The sequence below is a fragment of the Trinickia fusca genome, assembly GCF_003628145.1.
In the GTDB taxonomy this organism is placed as follows: domain Bacteria; phylum Pseudomonadota; class Gammaproteobacteria; order Burkholderiales; family Burkholderiaceae; genus Trinickia; species Trinickia fusca.
This window is the reverse complement of record NZ_RBZV01000003.1, coordinates 171,243-190,531: the sequence shown is the minus strand read 5'-3', so window position 1 is coordinate 190,531 and position 19,289 is coordinate 171,243. Positions and strand designations below refer to the sequence as shown.

Annotated in this window: 16 protein-coding genes; 6 read left to right on the top strand and 10 right to left on the bottom strand. The window is 66.0% G+C overall.

Annotated features, from left to right (window positions below; all coding sequences use genetic code 11):
* Positions 1–30: 30 nt before the first annotated feature.
* Positions 31–429: an acyl-CoA thioesterase gene (locus D7S89_RS10175; protein ID WP_121277548.1), complete on the bottom strand. Its 399-nt coding sequence runs from the start codon at positions 427–429 to the stop codon at positions 31–33.
* Positions 430–647: 218 nt separating this feature from the next.
* On the opposite strand from D7S89_RS10175, the gene D7S89_RS10170 reads away from it, so the two are divergent.
* On the top strand, positions 648–2,546 hold the full coding sequence (locus D7S89_RS10170) for an ABCB family ABC transporter ATP-binding protein/permease (protein ID WP_121277547.1): 1,899 nt from the start codon (positions 648–650) through the stop codon (positions 2,544–2,546).
* A 32-nt stretch (positions 2,547–2,578) separates the two neighbouring features.
* Here the strand turns inward: D7S89_RS10170 and murU are convergent, their stop codons facing one another.
* Together murU and D7S89_RS10160 are read right to left on the bottom strand one after the other, a co-directional pair.
* Complete coding sequence (gene murU, locus D7S89_RS10165) at positions 2,579–3,313, bottom strand: N-acetylmuramate alpha-1-phosphate uridylyltransferase MurU (RefSeq protein WP_121277546.1); 735 nt, start codon at positions 3,311–3,313, stop codon at positions 2,579–2,581.
* Between the two features lie 16 nt (positions 3,314–3,329).
* On the bottom strand, positions 3,330–4,367 hold the full coding sequence (locus D7S89_RS10160) for an aminoglycoside phosphotransferase family protein (RefSeq protein ID WP_121277545.1): 1,038 nt from the start codon (positions 4,365–4,367) through the stop codon (positions 3,330–3,332).
* Between the two features lie 220 nt (positions 4,368–4,587).
* On the opposite strand from D7S89_RS10160, the gene D7S89_RS10155 reads away from it, so the two are divergent.
* The 4 genes from D7S89_RS10155 (at position 4,588) to rsmA (ending at position 10,310) form a co-directional block, all read left to right on the top strand.
* Complete coding sequence (locus tag D7S89_RS10155; RefSeq protein WP_121277544.1) at positions 4,588–6,954, top strand: LPS-assembly protein LptD; 2,367 nt, start codon at positions 4,588–4,590, stop codon at positions 6,952–6,954.
* Between the two features lie 90 nt (positions 6,955–7,044).
* On the top strand, positions 7,045–8,418 hold the full coding sequence (locus tag D7S89_RS10150; RefSeq protein WP_121277543.1) for a peptidylprolyl isomerase: 1,374 nt from the start codon (positions 7,045–7,047) through the stop codon (positions 8,416–8,418).
* Between the two features lie 11 nt (positions 8,419–8,429).
* Positions 8,430–9,425 (top strand): 4-hydroxythreonine-4-phosphate dehydrogenase PdxA, encoded by a 996-nt coding sequence (gene pdxA, locus D7S89_RS10145; RefSeq protein ID WP_121277542.1) that lies wholly within the window; start codon positions 8,430–8,432, stop codon positions 9,423–9,425.
* A gap of 60 nt (positions 9,426–9,485) precedes the next feature.
* Positions 9,486–10,310 carry a 16S rRNA (adenine(1518)-N(6)/adenine(1519)-N(6))-dimethyltransferase RsmA gene (gene rsmA, locus D7S89_RS10140; protein ID WP_121277541.1) on the top strand — a complete coding sequence of 275 codons (825 nt, stop codon included), beginning with the start codon at positions 9,486–9,488 and terminating at the stop codon, positions 10,308–10,310.
* Positions 10,311–10,328: 18 nt separating this feature from the next.
* Here the strand turns inward: rsmA and D7S89_RS10135 are convergent, their stop codons facing one another.
* The gene (locus D7S89_RS10135; protein ID WP_121277540.1) at positions 10,329–11,285 is read right to left on the bottom strand and encodes a DMT family transporter; all 957 of its coding nucleotides are present in this window, start codon (positions 11,283–11,285) and stop codon (positions 10,329–10,331) included.
* A 227-nt stretch (positions 11,286–11,512) separates the two neighbouring features.
* Here D7S89_RS10135 and gloA point away from each other — a divergent pair, with 227 nt between their 5' ends.
* Positions 11,513–11,902, top strand: coding sequence for a lactoylglutathione lyase (gloA, locus tag D7S89_RS10130; RefSeq protein WP_121277539.1), 390 nt, complete (start codon positions 11,513–11,515; stop codon positions 11,900–11,902).
* Positions 11,903–11,943: 41 nt separating this feature from the next.
* On the opposite strand, the gene D7S89_RS10125 is transcribed toward gloA, so the two are convergent.
* From D7S89_RS10125 to lnt, 6 genes are all read right to left on the bottom strand, one after another.
* Positions 11,944–12,810 (bottom strand): M48 family metallopeptidase, encoded by an 867-nt coding sequence (locus D7S89_RS10125; RefSeq protein ID WP_121277538.1) that lies wholly within the window; start codon positions 12,808–12,810, stop codon positions 11,944–11,946.
* Positions 12,811–12,900: 90 nt separating this feature from the next.
* Positions 12,901–13,665, bottom strand: a complete 765-nt coding sequence (locus tag D7S89_RS10120; protein ID WP_121277537.1) for a lysophospholipid acyltransferase family protein — start codon at positions 13,663–13,665, stop codon at positions 12,901–12,903.
* Positions 13,666–13,687: 22 nt separating this feature from the next.
* The gene (gene gmhB, locus D7S89_RS10115) at positions 13,688–14,245 is read right to left on the bottom strand and encodes a D-glycero-beta-D-manno-heptose 1,7-bisphosphate 7-phosphatase (protein ID WP_121277536.1); all 558 of its coding nucleotides are present in this window, start codon (positions 14,243–14,245) and stop codon (positions 13,688–13,690) included.
* Between the two features lie 18 nt (positions 14,246–14,263).
* Positions 14,264–16,360 carry a glycine--tRNA ligase subunit beta gene (gene glyS / locus D7S89_RS10110; protein WP_183085144.1) on the bottom strand — a complete coding sequence of 699 codons (2,097 nt, stop codon included), beginning with the start codon at positions 16,358–16,360 and terminating at the stop codon, positions 14,264–14,266.
* Positions 16,361–16,374: 14 nt separating this feature from the next.
* A complete protein-coding gene (glyQ, locus tag D7S89_RS10105) occupies positions 16,375–17,382 on the bottom strand; it encodes a glycine--tRNA ligase subunit alpha (RefSeq protein ID WP_121277534.1) in 1,008 nt (335 codons plus the stop codon).
* Positions 17,383–17,595: 213 nt separating this feature from the next.
* The gene (lnt, locus tag D7S89_RS10100; RefSeq protein ID WP_121277533.1) at positions 17,596–19,260 is read right to left on the bottom strand and encodes an apolipoprotein N-acyltransferase; all 1,665 of its coding nucleotides are present in this window, start codon (positions 19,258–19,260) and stop codon (positions 17,596–17,598) included.
* Positions 19,261–19,289: the final 29 nt, after the last annotated feature.

Here is a 19,289-nt window from a genome sequence, read left to right as displayed (position 1 = left end):
GCGCCGGGTACCCGGCGCGGCACGAGCGGCTTACGCGAGGGCGGGCAACTTGCGCGGCTTGCGATCCTGATCGGTGGCGACGTAGGTCAGGGTCGCCTCGGTCACCTTCACGACTTCTTCGGCCAGGCTCATGCGCTGCGCGAACACTTCGACCGATACCGTGATCGACGTGTTGCCCGTCTTCACGATGTCGGCGTAGAAGCTCAGCAGGTCGCCCACGAACACGGGCTCCTTGAAGAGGAACGAATTGACCGCGACGGTCGCGACACGGCCGTTGGCGCGGCGGCTCGCGGGGATCGAGCCCGCGATATCGACCTGCGCCATGATCCAGCCGCCGAACACGTCGCCGTGCACGTTCGCATCGGCCGGTTGCGGCACGACGCGCAGCGCGCAGCTCTTCTGCGGAAGCGAGGAAAGGGAAACGCTCATGGGGACACCTTAGGAATAAGGAAACGTCGTGTGATGCCGGCGCCGACGCGGCCGTCTGGCTTCTGCGACAATACTCGAGCGTTTGGCATTGTACGGGCAAACGGGAGGCGCGGCGAACGGCCCGCTGCCCCCGCCTGCAAGCGATACTCCAGCGCTCCGGGTGCTTTTTTCGATTCAACCGCCGCGCCGTTTTCGCGGCTTGCCAAGCCAACGACGCCATGCAACGCCATCGCGCCCTAGCCGAACCCGCTCCCGCCTCGACCGCGCCGCGCCGCGACTGGCAGACGATTCGCTCGCTGCTGCCTTATCTGGCCACTTACAAAGGGCGCGTCGCAATGGCCCTGGCGTGCCTGATCGGCGCGAAGCTCGCGAACCTCGGCGTGCCGATCGTGATGAAGCGCATCGTCGACGGCCTGGCCCCGATCCAGCACCTGACGGCGCTCGGCCGCGCTCAGCACGAGAGCGCGATCGTGCTCGTGAGCGGCATGGGCATGCTCGTCGTCGCGTATGCGCTCGTGCGCCTGTCGACGTCGATGTTCACCGAGCTGCGCGAAATCCTCTTTTCCAAGGTGACCGAAAGCGCCGTGCGCGAGCTCGCGCTCCAAGTGTTCCGTCATCTGCATTCGCTGTCGTTGCGCTTTCACCTCGAGCGGCAGACGGGCGGCATGTCGCGCGACATCGAGCGTGGCACGCGCGGCATTCAGCAGCTGATTTCGTATTCGCTGTACAGCATCCTGCCCACGCTCGTCGAGGTCGCACTCGTACTGGGCTTTTTCGTCGTCAAGTACGAGGCGTACTACGCCGTCGTCGCGCTGTGCGCACTGGTCGCCTACATCACGTTCACCGTCAAAGTCACCGAATGGCGCACGCATTTCCGGCGCACGATGAACGAGCTCGATTCGCGCGCCAACTCGCGCGCGATCGATTCGCTGCTCAACTACGAAACCGTGAAGTACTTCGGTAACGAGGAGTGGGAGGCACAGCGCTACGACGAAAACCTTAAACGCTACCGGGCAGCGGCCATCAAGTCGCAGAACTCGCTGTCGTTGCTGAACTTCGGGCAGCAGGCGATCATCGGGGCGGGGCTCGTGTTCATCTTGTGGCGCGCCACGCAGGGCGTGATGGCGGGACGTCTGACGCTGGGCGATCTCGTGCTCATCAACACGTTCATGCTGCAGCTCTACATTCCGCTGAACTTCCTCGGCGTCGTCTATCGTGAGCTCAAGCAAAGCCTCACCGACATGGACCGCATGTTCACGCTGCTCGGCGCCGCGCGCGAGGTGCCCGATGCGCCGGGCGCGCCGGCACTTGCCGTGCGCGGCGGCGAGGTCCGTTTCGAGCATGTGCGCTTTGCCTACGATCCCGCGCGGCTCATTCTCGAGGACGTGAATTTCACGATTCCGGCAGGCACGACGACGGCGGTCGTCGGTGCGAGCGGCTCGGGCAAGTCGACGCTCGCGCGGCTGCTCTTTCGCTTTTACGATCTCGACCGTGCGGCGGGCGGCGCGATCACGATCGACGGGCAGGACGTGCGCGACGTGACACAGGATTCGCTGCGCGCCACGATCGGCATCGTCCCGCAGGACACGGTGCTGTTCAACGACACGATCTACTACAACATCGCTTACGGGCGGCCATCTGCGACGCGCGAAGAGGTCATCGCGGCCGCGCGCGCGGCGCACATCCACGATTTCATCGAAGGCTTGCCGGGCGGCTACGACACGCCGGTCGGGGAGCGTGGCCTGAAGCTGTCGGGGGGAGAGAAGCAGCGCGTCGCGATCGCGCGCACGCTGTTGAAGAACCCGCCGATCCTGCTGTTCGACGAGGCCACCTCGGCGCTCGATTCACGCTCGGAGCGGGCGATCCAGAGCGAGCTCGACCACATCGCGCGCGGCCGCACGACGCTGGTCATCGCTCACCGTCTGTCGACGGTCGTGCATGCACAGCAGATCATCGTGATGGACCGCGGCCGCATCGTCGAGCGCGGCACGCATGAGGAGTTGCTGCGCGCGGGCGGAACATTCGCGCAGATGTGGGCGTTGCAGCAGCGGGCTGCCCAGCGTGAGCATACGGAGCAGGCCGAGCACGCGTCCGCCAGTGGCGAAGCCGGCCACTGACCGGCTCAGGACCCACTAGCCCTGGCAGCGGTTCAACTGGCAGCGTGCTCTCGGCCCGCGCCGGCGAGCACTGCATCGAGCGTGCGCAATTGCTCAGGTGTCCCGACGTTTTCCCACAGACCTTCATACAACGCGCCGCTGACGAGGCCGGCAGCAATGGCTTCGCGGTAGTAGGGCGTGAGCGCGCGACGCTCGCCGCGCGGCAGCGCATGGAACATGCGCGTGTCGTACAGGCCGATGTTGCCGAACGTGAAGCGTGGGGCGCCGTCGAGCGACAAGCGTCCGTCGACGAGTCCGAAGTCGCCACGCTCATGAAACGGCGGATTGCGCACCATCACGAGATGCATGCCGGGCTCGTCCATCATGGCGAGCCGCTGCGCGGGCTCACGCAGCCGCGCGTAATCGAAATCGCAGTAGATGTCGCCGCTGACGGCGACGAACACCTGCGCCTTGCCATCCTTTTCGAGCAGCGGCAGTGCTTGGGCGATGCCGCCCGCCGTCTCGAGCGCGTCGCGCTCGGCCGAATAGGCAAGCTTGATGCCCCAACGCGAGCCGTCGCCGAGCGCGGCTTCGAGCTGTTCGCCGAGCCAGGCGTGGTTGATGACGATCGTGCGAAAGCCGGCGCGCGCGAGGCGCTCGATCTGCCAGACGATCAGCGCCTTGCCGCCGACTTCGAGCAACGGCTTCGGGCAGGTATCGGTGAGCGGACGCATGCGTTCGCCGCGTCCGGCGGCGAAGATCATCGCTGTGGTGAGCGGGGTGTTCATCGTGATGGGCCCGTGCTCAGAACGTGTAGCCGACTTGCTGCGCGCGGCCCTCGAGCTCGTCGAGCAGCCGTGCGAACGGCGCGAGCGGGCGATAGCGCTCGCAGACCTTGCGGGCATAGCCGACGAAGCGCGGCAGATCGGCCAAATAGCGCGGCTTGCCGTCGCGATAGTGGAGCCTCGAGAACAGCCCGAGGATCTTGATGTGCCGCTGCAAGCCCATCCACTCGAGCTGCCGGTAGAACTCGCCGAAGTCGGCGTCGACGGGCAGGCCCGCCTTTTTCGCACGCTCCCAGTAGTAGACGAAGCAATCGAGCTCGAACTCCTCGTCCCAGCTGATGAACGCGTCGCGCAGCAACGAGGCCACGTCGTACGTGATCGGCCCGTACACCGCGTCCTGAAAATCGAGCACGCCGGGGTTCGGCTCGCAGATCATCAGATTGCGCGGCATGAAGTCGCGCAGCATGTAGACCTGAGGCTGCGTCTGCGCGCTCGCGACGAGCAGCGCGAACGTGCGGTCCAGTATGCCGCGCGTCTTCTCGTCGACGGGCTGGTTCAAATGCCGCGCGATGTACCACTCGGGCAGCAACTCCATCTCGCGGCGCAGGAAGGCTTCGTCGAAGGGCGGCAGCACCTGCTCGCGCGAGGCGAGCTGCCAGCGGATCAAGGCATCGAGCGCATCGCGCATGAGCGGCTTGGCGCGCGCGGGCTCGTTCGGATCGAGCACACCGATGTACGGCTGCGTGCCCAGATCGGTGACGAGCATGAAGCCGTGCTCGAGATCGCATTCGAGCACGCGCGGCGCGTGCACGCCGGCCTCGGCGAGCAGGCCCGCGATCTCGGCGAACTCGCGGCATTTCTCGGGCGGCGGCGCATCGACGGCGATCAGCGAGGCACCATGCCCGCCCGAGCTCGCGAGGCGGAAATAGCGGCGGAAGCTGGCGTCGGCCGACGCCACGGCGAGGGAAGGAAGGTCGAGCCCATATTGGTGCTCGTGCGTGCTGAGCCAGGTGCGCAAGGCGGCCAGGCGGGTGTCGGCAGAGGGAGTCGTCGTCATACGGAAGGGGGGGCAAAACGTCTTGCCATATAATACCCGACGACTTTTTTTGTTGCGCCCCGTGTCGGCCTTCGCACGACGCCGTTTGACCGCCTGTCATTGCTCCAGCCGAACGTGCCTCGTGCGCGTGCGGTGAGGCTGCCTCCCATGGCGGCGGGGTGCGAACGGGCGGCAAACATGCCGTGCCTCCCGGCTGCCGGGCCGCTCCGCCAAACGATACATGCCGCCAAAACCGCTTCTCCCAACGAATTTTGTCGACGATGCGATGCCGCGTATGAGGCGCCTCGCTGCGGCATTGATCGCCGTGCCGGGGCTCATGCCGTCGGTATCGCACGCGCAGCTTGCCGGCGACGCCGCGGTGCCGCAGCAGGTCGACACGCCGTGGGGCCTGCGGCTGGCGCCGCAACTCGAAGAGCACACGCCGCCCGCGGGGCAGGCGCCGTCGTTGTTCGTGCTCGGCGAGCACCTGAGCGGCACGTCCGATCAGGATCTGGCCGCCAAGGGTTCCGCCGAACTGCGGCGCAACACGTCCGTCGTGAAGGCGCAAGCACTGCACTACGATCAGGACACCGACATCGCCGACGCGTACGGCATGGTGCGCCTCATCAACAACGGCGTGCTGTTCGCGGGGCCCGAGGCGCATTTGAAGGTCGAGTCGAATGCGGGCTACATGCCGCAGGCGAAATACCGCTTCACGCTGCGCGGCGGCTCGGGCAGCGCCAAGCGCGTCGACCTGCTCGACAACGAGCGGTCGGTCTTCACGAGCGGGACCTACACTGCGTGCCAGTGCACGGACCATCCGGCCTGGTACATCCGCGGCACCAAGTTCGATTTCGATACCGGCGCGGACGAGGGCGTCGCGCACAATGGCGTGCTGTTCTTCCAGGGCGTGCCGATCTTTGCGAGCCCGTGGCTGTCCTTCCCGCTCAGCGACGAGCGGCGCAGCGGTTTGCTGCCGCCGTTGTTCTCGGTGAGCTCGACGAACGGGATCGAGTTCTCGCAACCGTACTACTTCAACATCGCGCCGAACCGCGACCTGACGCTGACGCCTCGCCTCATCTCCAAGCGCGGCGTACAGACACAAGCGGCGTTCCGCTATCTCGAGCCTACGTATTCGGGCCAGTTCACGGGAGAGTTCCTGCCGAACGACGCGATGCGCCATGAGAACCGCTACGCCGTCTACTGGACGCACAACCAGAATCTCGGCCATGGTTTCGGCGCGTATGTGTACTACAACAAGGTCTCCGACAACACCTATCCGGAAGACCTTGCCTCCGCGGGCAATTCGTTTCTGGTCGGCACACAGCTGCTGTTCCAGCAAGAGGCGGGGCTGACGTACTCGAACGGGCCGTGGTCCGTGTTGGCGCGGGAGCAGCACTGGCAGACGCTGACGGGCTCGTCGCCGCCGTACGCCCGCGAGCCGCAATTGAACGTGAAGTACGCGAAGTACAACGTCGGCGGCTTCGACTTCGGTACGGAAGCCGACTACTCGCGTTTCAGGATCACGACGGCGGACATGACCGAAGGCGACCGGTTGATGTTCAACCCGTACGTCTCGTATGGCTTCGTCGGACCCGGTTATTTCGTCGTGCCGAAAGTGCAGATGCACTTCGCGGCTTACGACCTCAGTCACATCGCGTCGGGCGCGCCGGCCGGGCAGCCGAAGAATTTCACCGAGTCGGTTCCGACGTTCAGCTTCGATAGCGGACTTATTTTCGACCGGTCGATGCGCCTGTTCGGCGAAGACTACATCCAGACGCTCGAGCCGCGTTTCTACTACGTCTATACGCCGTACCGGAATCAGGACTTCGCGCCGCTCTTCGATACCGCCGAGTCGGACTTCGGACTTGCCGAGATCTTCACGCCGAACACGTTCGTCGGCAACGACCGCATCGCCGACGCGAACCGCGTCACCGCTGCGCTGACCTCGCGCTTCATCAATGCACAAACGGGTGACGAGCGAGCGCGCTTCGTCATCGCGCAGCAGTACTACTTCACCGATCAGCGCGTGACGCTGACGCCGGGGACGAACCCGTCGGCCGCGAGCCATTCGGACTTGATCGCTGGCATGTCCGTCAAGCTCGGCGCCGGTTTCGCCTCGGAAACGGCGTTCCAATATAATGCCGACGACAATCAGCTCGTGCGCTCAAGCATCGGTTTCGGGTTCAGTCCCGAAGACCGCAAGGTTGTCAACGTCGCCTATCGGTATACGCGGGCCAATTCGACGCTCAGCAACCAGCCGATCAATCAGGTCCTGGTGTCGGGCGAATGGCCCATTACGCGACGGCTGTACGGCGTCGGGCGCTTCAATTACGACCTGGCCGGGCATCGCGTCGTCGACGCCCTGGTGGGCTTCCAGTACGATGCCGATTGCTGGGCGTTCGGCATCGGCATGCAGCGCTACGCGAACGGCTTGAATGGTTCGGGCCAGAACGCACCGGCGACGCGCGTGCTTGCGCAATTGACGCTCAAAGGATTGTCGAACGTCGACAACGGGCTCGTGGGTGCCTTCAGGGCTGGTGTTGCCGGCTACATGCCGCCTCCGCCGCCTGCGCCGCCGCTGGCCCGGTTCAGCAACTACGAGTGACCAGAAGACGACGCCCGCGCGTGAGGCCGCCTGCGCGAGCAGGGCGCGCGAGAACAGAGACATCAACGGCCGGACATCAATGGAGTAGCTGTGGCAATCATCAATAAGCTTCGCTTGGCAACGTTCGCGGCCAGTCTTGCCGCTGCCGTCGTCATCAATCCGGCGGCGCCGGCCATGGCTCAGGCGCTCAAGACGCAAAGCGGCTCGACGGTCGATTCCGTCGTGGCCATCGTCAACGACGGCGTCGTCACCTCGCGCGAGCTCGATCTGCGGGTGGGTCTGATTCAGCGCCGGCTCGAACAGCAGAAGGCGCCTGTGCCGCCGCTCGACCAGTTGCGCCAGCAGGTGCTCGATCAGATGGTGCTCGAGCGTGTGCAGCTCGAGAAGGCCAAGGAAGACGGTATCGTCATCGACGATGCAACCGTGCAGGCGACGCTGCAGCGCCTCGCGCAAGCGAACAATCTGACGCTCGAAACGTATCGCGCGCGACTCGAGTCCGAAGGCGTGCCCTGGTCCGTATTCGAGGGCGACGCGCGCACCGAGCTCACGCTCCAGAAGCTGCGCGAGAAGGAAGTCGACAGCAAGGTCTCCGTGTCCGACGCCGAAGTCGCGAACTACATCGCAAGCCAGCGCGGCCCGGACGCGCAAACGCGGCAGGACCTGCGCATCGAGCGCATCCTCGTGAAGGTGCCCGACAACGTGACGCAGGCCGAGCTGGGCGCTGCGCAGCAAAAGGCCCAGGCGATTCTCGATCAGGCCAAGGGCGGCGCGAAATTCGAAGCGCTCGCGAAGGCGCAGTCGCAGGCCGCGGATGCTGCCAAGGGCGGCGACCTCGGCTTCCTGCCGCCGACCCAGCTGCCGCCTGAGTTCGTCGCAGCCGCCTCACAGCTGCGTCCTGGTCAGGTCAATCCCGACCTCATTCGGACGACCGACGGCTTCGAGATCATGCGACTCGTCGATCGCCGTACCGGTGTGGGCGGCGGCTCGTCGGCCGATGCGCCCAAGCTCGTACAGACACACGTGCGCCACATTCTGCTGCGCGTCGGCGAAGGCGGCATGCCGGAGCAGAAGGCACGCGAGACGCTGATGCAGATTCGCCAGCAAGTGGCCGACGGCGGCGATTTCGCCAAGTTCGCGCGCACGTACTCACAGGACGGCTCGGCGTCGCAAGGCGGCGATCTGGGCTGGATCAGCCCGGGGGAGACGGTGCCCGAATTCGAGCGCGCGATGAACAATCTGAAGGACAGCGAAGTCAGCGGTCCGGTGCGCAGCGAATACGGCTATCACCTGATCCAGGTGCTCGAGCGTCGCGATGCGCAAGGCTCGGTCCAGCAGCAGCTCGATCTGGCGCGTCAGGCGATCGGCCAGCGCAAGGCCGAGCAGGCTTACGCGGACTGGCTGCGTCAGCTGCGCGATTCCGCGTACGTGCAGTACAAGCTCGGCGGCCCGGTCGCCCAGCAATGAGCCGATAAGCCATGACGAGCGTCTCGCGCCCCGCGCTGCACATCGCGATCACGACCGGCGAGCCTGCCGGCGTCGGCCCGGAGCTGACGGCGATGGCGCTCGCGGGCGCCGCGGTGCATTGGCCGGACGTGTGCTTCACGGTGCTCGGCGATGCGGCGTTGCTCGAGGCGCGTGCGCATGCCGTCGGCGTCGATTGGGCGGCGCTCGTCGGCTCGCGCGTGAAGATCGGGCATCGGCCGCTCGCGGTGCCGTCGGTGGCGGGGCGGCTCGATGCGGCCAACGGGCGCTACGTGCTCGCGCTGCTCGACGATGCGATTGACGGCGCGCTGGCCGGCACCTTCGATGCGATCGTCACCGCGCCGCTGCAAAAGAGCACGATCAACGATGCGGGCGTGCCCTTTACGGGCCATACCGAGTATCTGGCCGAGCGCACGCATACGGCGCGCGTCGTGATGATGCTGGCCGGCACCGGCGTGCGGCCGCTACGCGTGGCACTGGCGACCACGCATCTGCCGCTCAAGGACGTGCCGGCCGCGATCACGATCGACAGCCTGCTCGAGACGCTGACGATCGTCGACCACGACTTGCGGCGCGACTTCGGCTTGCCCGTACCGCGCATTCTCGTGACGGGCCTCAATCCGCACGCGGGCGAGAACGGCTACCTCGGGCGCGAGGAGATCGACACGATCGCGCCGGCGCTCGCGCAGGCCAACGCGCGCGGCATCGACGCGCGTGGTCCGTATCCGGCCGATACGCTGTTTCAGCCGCGCCATCTCGACGAAGCCGACTGCGTGCTCGCGATGTTCCATGACCAGGGGCTGCCGGTGCTCAAGTATGCGACGTTCGGCGAGGGCGTGAACGTCACGCTCGGGCTGCCGATCGTGCGTACGTCGGTCGATCACGGCACGGCGCTCGATCTCGCGGGCACAGGGCGTGCCGACGCGGGCAGTCTCATAGCCGCGATCGATACGGCCGTGTCGATGGCGCGCAACCGTCGCGCTGGCTGAGCCGTTCCGGCTGCTTGCCGCGACTTCGTTCGACTTTTCTTCGGTTTCCTCACGATTTCGATGTCCACCAGTAAATCGCACCAAGGCCATTTCGCGCGCAAGCGCTTCGGGCAGAACTTTCTCGTCGACCTGGGCGTGATCGACTCGATCGTCTCGGCGATTCGGCCGGAGCCGGGCCAGCGCATGGTCGAAATCGGCCCGGGTCTCGGCGCGCTGACCGAACCGCTGATCGAGCGGCTGGCAACGCCCGGCGCGCCGCTGCATGCGGTCGAGCTCGACCGGGACCTGATCGTGCGCTTGCAGAAGAAGTTCGGCGATCGGCTCGCGCTGCATGCCGGCGATGCGCTGGCGTTCGATTTCGCGTCGCTCGTCGATACGCAAGCGCAGCCTACGCTGCGCGTGGTCGGCAACTTGCCCTACAACATCTCGAGCCCTTTGCTGTTTCATTTGATGTCGTTCGCGCCGATCGTCGTCGATCAGCACTTCATGCTGCAGAACGAAGTGGTCGAGCGCATGGTGGCCGAGCCGGGCACGAAGGCGTTCAGCCGCTTGTCGGTGATGCTGCAATACCGCTACGTGATGGACAAGCTCATCGACGTGCCGCCCGAGTCGTTCGAGCCGCCGCCGAAAGTCGATTCTGCGATCGTGCGCATGATTCCGTATGCGCCGCACGAGGTTGCAAAGGTCGACGAGCGCGTGCTCGGTGAAGTCGTGACGGCTGCGTTCTCGCAGCGGCGCAAGATGCTGCGCAATACGCTGTCGGACTATCGCGACAAGGTCGATTTCGAGGCGCTCGGCTTCGATCTCGCGCGGCGTGCCGAAGACGTGCCAGTCGACGAATACGTGCGTGTGGCGCAGACGCTGGCAGGAGCCGACAACGGCTGACGAGCGACGCGCACGCGATCAGCTGACGCGTGCACGCCGGGCGGGCGCGTTCACGAGCATGATGCCGACGAGCACGAGTGCCGAGGCCAGCAGAAAGCGCGTGCTGAACGACTCGCCGAGCAGCACGACGCCGAACGTCACGCCGAATAGCGGCGTGAGGAACGAGAATACCGACAGCCTCGAAGCCATATAGCGCGTGAGCAGCCAGAACCACGTCAGGTAGCTGATGAAGGCGACCACTACGGCCTGATAGGCCAAGCTCGCGACCGCCAGCGGCGTGATGTGCACGGCACGTCCTTCGCCGAGTACGAAGGCCAGCGCAAGCAGCGCGACGGCCGATACCGCGAGCTGATAGAACAGCGTCTTGCTCGCGCTCGCGTGCGACAGCGAGCTCGCGCGTACGACGACGGTCGTGGCGGCCCATAGCGCGCCGCCGAGCACGCCGAGCGCATCGCCTGCGAGCCCGGCCAGCATCGAGGTGCCGGCCGCGCTGGCGTGCGCGAAGCCGTCGGCAAATGCCAGCACGGTGCCCGCGAACGCGACCCCGACACCGATCCACTGCATACGCCGCATGCGCTCACCGGCTACGAACAGGTGCAGGCCGAGCGCCGTGAAGCAAGGGGCCGTATAAAGGAACACGGCCATGCGCGAGGCGCTCGTCAACGTGAGCCCAAAGAAGATGCAGACGAATTCGCCCGCGAACAGCAGCCCCGCGAGCAACCCGGCGCCAAGGGTGCCGTCTTCGCGAAAGAGCGGCGTGCCGCGCGAGCGCGCCCAGGCCCACACGAGCACGGTCGCAATGGCCGAGCGTACGCCCGCTTGCAGGATCGGCCCGAGCGCGCCGTTCGTCGATTTGATCGCCACCTGCTGAAAGCCCCAGATCGCGCACAGCAGGAGCATCAGCATGACGGCAAAGCCGTCGGGCGCGCGACGAGTGGCGATTGGGCCGGCAAGTGAGGTGGCGGTGGTGTTCATTGATCGTTTGGCGGGCAGGCAAGGCGAAATCGGTTCTCGTTTCCGTACGACGGCCATCCGCCGTGACGGCGGACACGGTGCGCGGTAGCGCAGGCCGACAGTGCCTTAACATAGCAAATCGCTATGCATTGCGCTTACGTCCGCCGAGAGACCGTACGCGCGTCAGGGCCAAGCGGCCGCGCCGCTTTCTTGGTAGATTCGCCTTTTTCACGCAACTGGAGTTCACGATGCGTCTGCTGCATACGATGCTGCGAGTCGGCGATCTCGATCGCTCGATCGCGTTTTACTCGGACCTGCTGGGCATGAAGCTGCTGCGCCGGCAGGAGTATCCCGACGGCCGCTTCACGTTGGCCTTCATCGGCTACGAAGACGAGAGCAAAGGCACCGTGCTCGAGCTCACGCACAACTGGGACACGAAGTCCTACGATCACGGCAACGCGTTCGGTCACATCGCGATCGAAGTCGACGATGCGTACGCGGCGTGCGAGCGTATCAAGGCGCAAGGCGGGACCGTCGTGCGCGAAGCGGGCCCGATGAAGCACGGCACGACGGTGATCGCGTTCATCAACGATCCCGACGGCTACAAGATCGAATTCATTCAGAAGAAGGCGCAATAAGGCTTGCCGGCCGCACGGTGCGGCCTGCGCGCTCGACGCACTCAAAGGGCCGGCAGCAGTTCCGGCGGATGATGCTTGAGCGTGTGCCGCGCCTCGCGGAATTCGGGAAAGATCGATTCGACCGTCTCCCAGAAGCGCGGGCTGTGGTTCATCTCGCGCAAATGCGCGAGCTCGTGTGCGACCACGTAATCGATGATCGATAGCGGAAAGTGGATGAGCCGCCAGTTCAAGCGGATGCGGCCGTCACTCGAGCAACTCCCCCAGCGCGTCGCGGCCGACGACAGCGCATAGCCTTTGAACCCCACCCCGAGCTTTTGCGCGTAGACGGCGAGCCGCTCGCCGAACAGGCGTTTGGCTTCGTTCTGCAGCCAGCCCTGCACGCGATCCTTGATTTGCTGCGCGTCCGCGTGTGCGGGCAGCGCGAGCGACAGCGCCGCCTGCTCCGTATCGAACGCGAGCGCGCCGTGCGGCGAATTCAGCGAGATGCGCACGGGCTTGCCCAGATACGGGATGTGGGCGCCGTCGCGCCATTCGATGCGCGGCAGGGCGCGCTGTTCCGTGCGTGTCTGCCATTCGGCGAGCTTCGCGAAGATCCAGCGCTCCTTGCCGACGATCGCGCTTTCGATGTCGGCCAGCGTGACCCAGCGCGGTGCCGTAATGACGAGGCCGTTGCCGTCGATCGTGAAGCCGATCGTCCGGCGCGCCGAGCGCTTCAAGCCATATTCGAGCGTGCGCCCGTTCAGCGTGAGGCGGCGCAGCTTGGCGCCGGCCGGCAGGCTCGACGTATCGGCGGCGGTGGATGCCGGCGAGGGCGCCGACGTAGGGTCCGCCGGCTCGGCAAAGAGCGGCAGGTCGAGCTGCTGGTGATCGAGTGCGCTGGGGGCGCGTGGCATAACGGGCTTAGGCATGGATTAGCTGTGCCACACGTGTGGGACACGCGCCGGGCGAGCGCCGCGACGCGTGGGTGCCAGGGCCGGCCACGGTAGCGTGAACGGGGGCTAGATCCGTGCCGTGCGGGCAGGATCGGCATCGGCCGCGCTGCGGTACGCATCGGGATCGATGCGGCGCATCTCGGCTTCGATCCACGTCTCGACGCGCGTATTCAGTTCATCGGGGGTGAGTCCCGTCGAGTCGATCGGCTTGCCGATGGAGACCGTGACGATGCCCGGATACTTGATGAACGAATTGCGCGGCCAGACACGTCCGGCATTGTGCGCGATCGGCACGACGGGCGCACCGGTGTCGACGGCAAAGCGTGCGCCGCCCGTCTTGTACTTGCCCTGCTTGCCGACCGGCGTGCGCGTGCCTTCGGGGAACATGATGACCCATGCCCCTTCGTTCATGCGATGGCGGCCTTGCTTGACGACCGACGCGAACGCGTATTTGCCTTCCTTGCGGTCGATATGAACCATCTTCAGCAGGCCGAGCGCCCAGCCGAAGAACGGCACGTAAAGCAGTTCGCGCTTGAACACGAAGCACAGCGGACGCGGCATCAGCGCGGGAAGCGCCATGGTTTCCCAGGCCGACTGGTGCTTGGACAACAGCACGGCCGGACCGTCGGGCAGGTTCTCGACGCCTTCGACGCGATAGCGAATGCCGTTCAGATGGCGCGCGACGACGATCGACGAGCGGCACCAGCCCGCCGCCATCCAGTAGCGGCGGTCCGCATGCATGAACGGAAACGCGATGAAGCAGGCGATCGCATACGGAACCGTGTAGACGATGAAGAAGATGAACAGCAGCAGCGAGCGGAGAAAGCGCATCGGTATCGTGGATCGGTTGGCGTTACTCGTGTCGTTCGGCGAGGAACGTCAGCGCGAACGCTTTCAAGTCATCGTGGACTCGCGTGCCGTCCGGCAGGCCGCCGGCCGCGAGTGTCTTCTTGCCTTTGCCCGTCAGCACGAGGTGCGGCGGGAAGCCCAGCGCGGCGCCCGCTTGCAGATCGCGCAGCGAATCGCCGACGACGGGCGTGACTTGCGGGTCGATCTCGAAACGCTCGACGATCATCTGCAGCAGGCCGGGCTTGGGTTTGCGGCATTCGCATTGGTCCTCGGCCGTGTGCGGGCAGAAGAACACGGCATCGATGCGCCCGCCGACGGCCGCGACCGCGCGCTGCATCTTGATGTGCATCGCATTGAGCGCAGCCATGTCGAACAGGCCGCGCCCGATGCCCGACTGGTTCGAGGCCACGGCCACGCGGTAGCCCGCCTGATTGAGTCGTGCGATGGCCTCGAGGCTGCCGGGGATCGCGACCCACTCGTCTGGCGACTTGATGAACGCGTCCGAATCGACGTTGATGACCCCGTCGCGATCGAGGATGACTAGTTTCTTGCTGGAGGTCATGGCGTGATCCGTACCGCGTCAGGCTGCAAGCTTCGAGATGTCGGCGACGTAGTTCATGCGCTCGTGCAGGGCGCCGAGCAACGCGAGCCGGTTCGCACGCAGCGCCGCATCGTCGGTGTTGACCATCACGTCGTTGAAGAACGTATCGACGGGATCGCGCAGCGCCGCGAGCGCCGACAGCGCCCCCGTGTATTCGCGTTGCGACAGGTGCGCACGCACGCGCGGCGTCACGGCTTCGAGCTCGGCGTACAGTGCCTTCTCGGCCGACTCCACGAGCAGCGGCTCGGCGATTTGCTGCGGCGCCTGACCGTCCGACTTCTTCAGGATGTTGGCGATGCGCTTGTTGGCGGCCGCGAGCGCACTCGCTTCGGGCAGCGCCGTGAATTCGCGCACGGCGTCGAGTCGTGCGATCACGTCGTCGAGGCGCGACGGGTTCAGGCTCAGCACCGCGTCGACTTCGCCGGCCGAGTAGCCGCGCTCGCGCAACAGGCCGCGCAGGCGGTCCATGAAGAATGCGACCAGCGCATCGGTCGAATCGGTCACTTGCGGCACGTTCGAGAATGCGCCGCAGGCCGCACGCAACAGGTCAACGAGATCGATCGGCAACTGCTTCTCGATCAGGATGCGCAGCACGCCCAGCGCGTGGCGGCGCAGCGCGAACGGGTCTTTCTCGCCGGTCGGCACGAGGCCGATGCCCCAGATGCCGGCGAGCGTCTCGAGCTTGTCGGCCAGCGCGACGGCCGTGCCGACGCGCGTCGTGGGCAGCGCATCGCCCGAGAAGCGCGGCTGGTAGTGCTCGGTGCAGGCGAGCGCGACTTCTTCGGACTCGCCGTCGTGGCGCGCGTAGTACGTGCCCATCGTGCCTTGCAGCTCGGGGAACTCGCCGACCATGTCGGTCAGCAGGTCGGCCTTGGCCAGGCGTGCGCCACGCGCGGCCAGCTCCAGTTCCGCGCCGACGAGCGGTGCGATCGTGCGCGTGAGCGTTTCGAGGCGCTCGATGCGCTGCAGCTGCGAGCCGAGCTTGTTGTGATAGACGACGTTCGCGAGCAACGGCACACGGTCGGCCAGCGGCTTTTTCTTGTCCTGCTCGAAGAAGAACTTGGCGTCGGCCAGACGCGGGCGCACGACGCGCTCGTTGCCTTCGACGATTTCGACGGGCGTCTTCGTCTCGATGTTCGAGACGATCAGGAAGCGCGAGCGCAGCTTGCCTGCCGCATCGGTCAGCGCGAAGTACTTCTGATTAGTCTGCATCGTGAGGATCAGGCATTCCTGCGGGACTTGCAGGAACTCGTCCTCGAAGCGGCATTCGTAGACGGTGGGCCATTCGACGAGCGCCGTCACTTCGTCGAGCAGCGCGTCGGGCATCACGACCTGGTCATCGCCGGCATGCGACAGCAGCTGCGTGCGGATGAGCTCGCGGCGCTCCGCGAGGTTCGAGATAACGTGGCCCTTCGTGCGCAGCGTCGCTGCGTAGTCGTCGGCATGCAGGAGCGCGACGAGGCCGTCCGACAGGAAGCGGTGGCCGATCGTCGTATCGCCGGCATCGATGCCGAACGCCGTGACGGGCACGACCTCTTCGCCGTGCAGCACGGTGAGCCGCTGCACGGGGCGCACGAACTGCACATTGGTGCCGTCGGGGCGCTGATAGGTCATGACCTTCGGGATCGGCAGCTTGACGAGTGCTTCGTCGAGCACGGCCTGCAAGCCGTCGACGAGCGTGGCACCCGGTGCCGCATAGTTCAGGAAGAAGGCTTCGGCCTTGCCATCCGAGGCGCGCTCGAGATCGGCGAGCGTCGCGTTGGGAAAGCCGAGCGCGGCCAGCTTCTTCGCGAGCGGCGGCGTGGGCTGGCCGTTCGCGTCGAGCGCGACCGATACGGGCAGCACCTTTTCGCGGACCTGCTTCTCGGGCGCGACGGCGCGCACGTTCTTGATCAGCACGGCCAGGCGACGCGGCGTGGCGAAGCGTTCGAACGACGGCGTGCCGTCGATCAGGTCGCGCGCCGCAAGGCGTTCGACGACGCCTTCGGCAAACGCGTCGCCCAGGCGCGCGAGCGCCTTCGGCGGCAATTCCTCGGTCAACAGTTCGACGAGCAGAGTGGCTTGAGCTTGATTCATGTTGTTCGGTCTCGTCATTCCTGGTCGATTGCGCGCTCGACCTTCAGCGGCGGCGCCCATGCGGGCATCGCGGCTTCCTGGTCGTCCGTCGTGAGGCCCGGCACGCCGTGCACGGGATTGCCGAGCATCGGGAAGCCGAGTTTTTCGCGCGATTCGTAATAGGCTTGCGCGACGAGGCGCGAGAGCGCGCGAATGCGGCCGATGTAGGCCGCGCGCTCGGTCACGGAGATCGCGCCGCGCGCATCGAGCAGGTTGAACGTATGCGCCGCCTTGAGCACGAGCTCATAGCCGGGCAGCGCGAGTTGCATCTCGATCATGCGCTTGGCTTCCGACTCGTAGCTGTTGAACAGCGTGAACAGCAGGTCGACGTTCGCGTGCTCGAAGTTGTAGGTCGACTGCTCGACCTCGTTCTGGTGGTACACGTCGCCGTAGGTGAGGCGACGCAGCTCGGGACCGTTCGGGCCCATTTCCTCCCATTCGGTCCATACGAGGTCGTAGACGTTCTCGACCTTTTGCAGATACATCGCGAGCCGCTCGAGGCCGTATGTGATTTCGCCGAGCACGGGCTTGCAGTCGAGACCGCCCACTTGCTGGAAGTAGGTGAACTGCGTGACTTCCATGCCGTTGAGCCACACTTCCCAGCCAAGCCCCCAGGCGCCGAGCGTCGGGTTTTCCCAGTCGTCTTCGACGAAACGCACGTCGTTCTGCTTGAGGTCGAAGCCGAGTGCCGTGAGCGAGCCCAGGTACAAGTCGAGAATGTTCTCGGGCGCGGGCTTGAGCACGACCTGGTACTGGTAGTAGTGCTGCAGGCGGTTCGGGTTGTCGCCGTAGCGGCCGTCCTTCGGACGGCGCGACGGCTGCACATAGGCGGCCCGCCACGGCTCGGGGCCGACGGCGCGCAAGAATGTGTGAACGTGCGAAGTGCCCGCGCCGACCTCCATGTCGATCGGCTGGAGCAGCGCGCAACCCTGCTTGTCCCAATAGGATTGCAGCGTCAGGATGATTTGCTGAAACGTGAGCATGTCGTGCCTTTTGAGGCGAGGCGGCGGATGGGCCGGTTTGCGGGCCGCACGTGGGACGATGCGCTGGGCGCGTGGCCCCTGCGCAGCTGGTCTGCACGAGCGCGGGCCGACCGGACGCACCGAGCAGCCCGGTGCTAAAACGAGGAATTTTACCGGATTGCAGACCGCTTGCTAACTTCGCTGCATCGCTGCCAGCAAGCGGCGCATATCGGATCAGCGTCGATCGTCTTTCCGACGCGCTTTGCTACGTGCCGGCCCGAACGCGAAGCCGAACGCCAGCAGGATCAGCGAGACGGCCAGTACGGTGTTGTTGCCGCTCGTGATATACGGCGTGAGGCCGGCCGTGCCCTGGATCGCGACGTCGAGCGAGCCGACCGTAAATGCCGGCAGGCGCGCGATGACGCGGCCGTGTGCATCGATGGCCGCCGTCGCGCCCGTGTTCGTGGCGGCCAGCATCGGGCGGCCCGTTTCGAGCGTGCGCATGCGGGCCATCTGCAGATGCTGATCGAGCGCGATCGTATTGCCGAACCAGGCCAGATTCGACGTGTTGATCAGCACGCCAGCGGGGACTGCCGCGTCGCGCAGCGTACGCGCGATCTCCTCGCCGAAGATGTCCTCGTAGCAGATGTCGACGGCCACGGGCTGGTTGTGCACGACGAATGCCTTCTGCACGGGCGTGCCGCGCGCGAGGTCGCCGAGCGGGATGTTCATGAGCTGCACGAACCAGTGAAAGCCCCACGGCACGAATTCGCCGAACGGCACGAGATGGTGCTTGTCGTAGCGGTAGAGCCCCGCCGTGTCCGGCGTCACGCCGTACAGGCTGTTGGTTTCGTCCGTGTATTGGCCGCCCTCGCCCAGCGTGGCGCCGAACGCGCCGAGCAGCATCGAGGTGCCCGTCGTGTCGGCAAACGTACGCAGCGCGTGCGCGAACGGTTCGGGAAACTGTTCGGGCAGCATCGGAATGGCGGTTTCGGGCGTGACGACGAGATCGGCCGGCTTCTCGGTGATCATCTTCTGGTACAGCGCGAGGGCGTCACGCACGCCGGCTTCGTCGAACTTCATCTCCTGCTTCACGTTGCCTTGCAGGATGCGCACGGTCAGCGGCGCGTTGGCCGGTAGCGTCCACGTCACACGGGGCAGCAGCAAGCCGGCCGCCATCAGCGCCAGTGCGAGCACGACCGGCATGGCCGTGCCGGCCCCTACGCGGCGCGGCCCACTGCGTCGTGCAGTGGAGTGCAGCGCTTGCACGAGCAGCGCCGCGACGAGCGCGAGCACCCAGCCGATGCCGTACGTGCCGACGAGCGGCGCAAAGCCCGCGAACGGGCCGTCCGCTTGCGCATAGCCGCTAGCGAGCCACGGAAAGCCCGTGAACACGGTGCCGCGCAGCCATTCGCCGAGCGCCCAGGCGCTCGCGAATGCAAGCGCGCCGTGCCAGGTCGGCGCGAATGGGCGCACGTCATGCTTGCCATTGCCGGCATGGCCCGCGCAAAACGACCAGAGCCCCGCCGAGAAGGCCGGATACAGCGCGAGGTAGAGCGAAAACAGCACGAGCGCGGCAAGCGCCAGCGGCGCGGCCATGCCGCCGTAGTCGTGCATGCTGACATAGAGCCACCAGACGCCGGTCACGAAATTGCCGAAGCCGAACGCACCGCCTGTGAGCGCGGCGCTTTTCCAGCCGGTCGTGCGCGTGAGCCACGCATAGAGGAAGACGAAGACCGCGATTTCGAGCCAGCCGCCGTGCGGGGTCGGCGCGAACGACAACGTGTTGGCCGCGCCGGCGGCCAACGCGGCGAGGTAATGCCAGCGCGGCAGCGTCCGGCTCACGACGACGGCGTCGGGTGGGGAGGGAGGGACGCTTTCGCGCAGACGGGTGGACATCGACGTTGTAGGGTGTTCGGCGGTGGCGG

Bases quoted from the DNA above. Each gene is read 5' to 3' on its own strand.
- D7S89_RS10175 (WP_121277548.1), bottom strand. From the start codon at position 429: ATGAGCGTTTCCCTTTCCTCGCTTCCGCAGAAGAGCTGCGCGCTGCGC.
- D7S89_RS10170 (WP_121277547.1), top strand. From the start codon at position 648: ATGCAACGCCATCGCGCCCTAGCCGAACCCGCTCCCGCCTCGACCGCG.
- murU (WP_121277546.1), bottom strand. From the start codon at position 3,313: ATGAACACCCCGCTCACCACAGCGATGATCTTCGCCGCCGGACGCGGC.
- D7S89_RS10160 (WP_121277545.1), bottom strand. From the start codon at position 4,367: ATGACGACGACTCCCTCTGCCGACACCCGCCTGGCCGCCTTGCGCACC.
- D7S89_RS10155 (WP_121277544.1), top strand. From the start codon at position 4,588: ATGCCGCCAAAACCGCTTCTCCCAACGAATTTTGTCGACGATGCGATG.
- pdxA (WP_121277542.1), top strand. From the start codon at position 8,430: ATGACGAGCGTCTCGCGCCCCGCGCTGCACATCGCGATCACGACCGGC.
- rsmA (WP_121277541.1), top strand. From the start codon at position 9,486: ATGTCCACCAGTAAATCGCACCAAGGCCATTTCGCGCGCAAGCGCTTC.
- D7S89_RS10135 (WP_121277540.1), bottom strand. From the start codon at position 11,285: ATGAACACCACCGCCACCTCACTTGCCGGCCCAATCGCCACTCGTCGC.
- gloA (WP_121277539.1), top strand. From the start codon at position 11,513: ATGCGTCTGCTGCATACGATGCTGCGAGTCGGCGATCTCGATCGCTCG.
- D7S89_RS10125 (WP_121277538.1), bottom strand. From the start codon at position 12,810: ATGCCTAAGCCCGTTATGCCACGCGCCCCCAGCGCACTCGATCACCAG.
- D7S89_RS10120 (WP_121277537.1), bottom strand. From the start codon at position 13,665: ATGCGCTTTCTCCGCTCGCTGCTGCTGTTCATCTTCTTCATCGTCTAC.
- gmhB (WP_121277536.1), bottom strand. From the start codon at position 14,245: ATGACCTCCAGCAAGAAACTAGTCATCCTCGATCGCGACGGGGTCATC.
- glyS (WP_183085144.1), bottom strand. From the start codon at position 16,360: ATGAATCAAGCTCAAGCCACTCTGCTCGTCGAACTGTTGACCGAGGAA.
- glyQ (WP_121277534.1), bottom strand. From the start codon at position 17,382: ATGCTCACGTTTCAGCAAATCATCCTGACGCTGCAATCCTATTGGGAC.
- lnt (WP_121277533.1), bottom strand. From the start codon at position 19,260: ATGTCCACCCGTCTGCGCGAAAGCGTCCCTCCCTCCCCACCCGACGCC.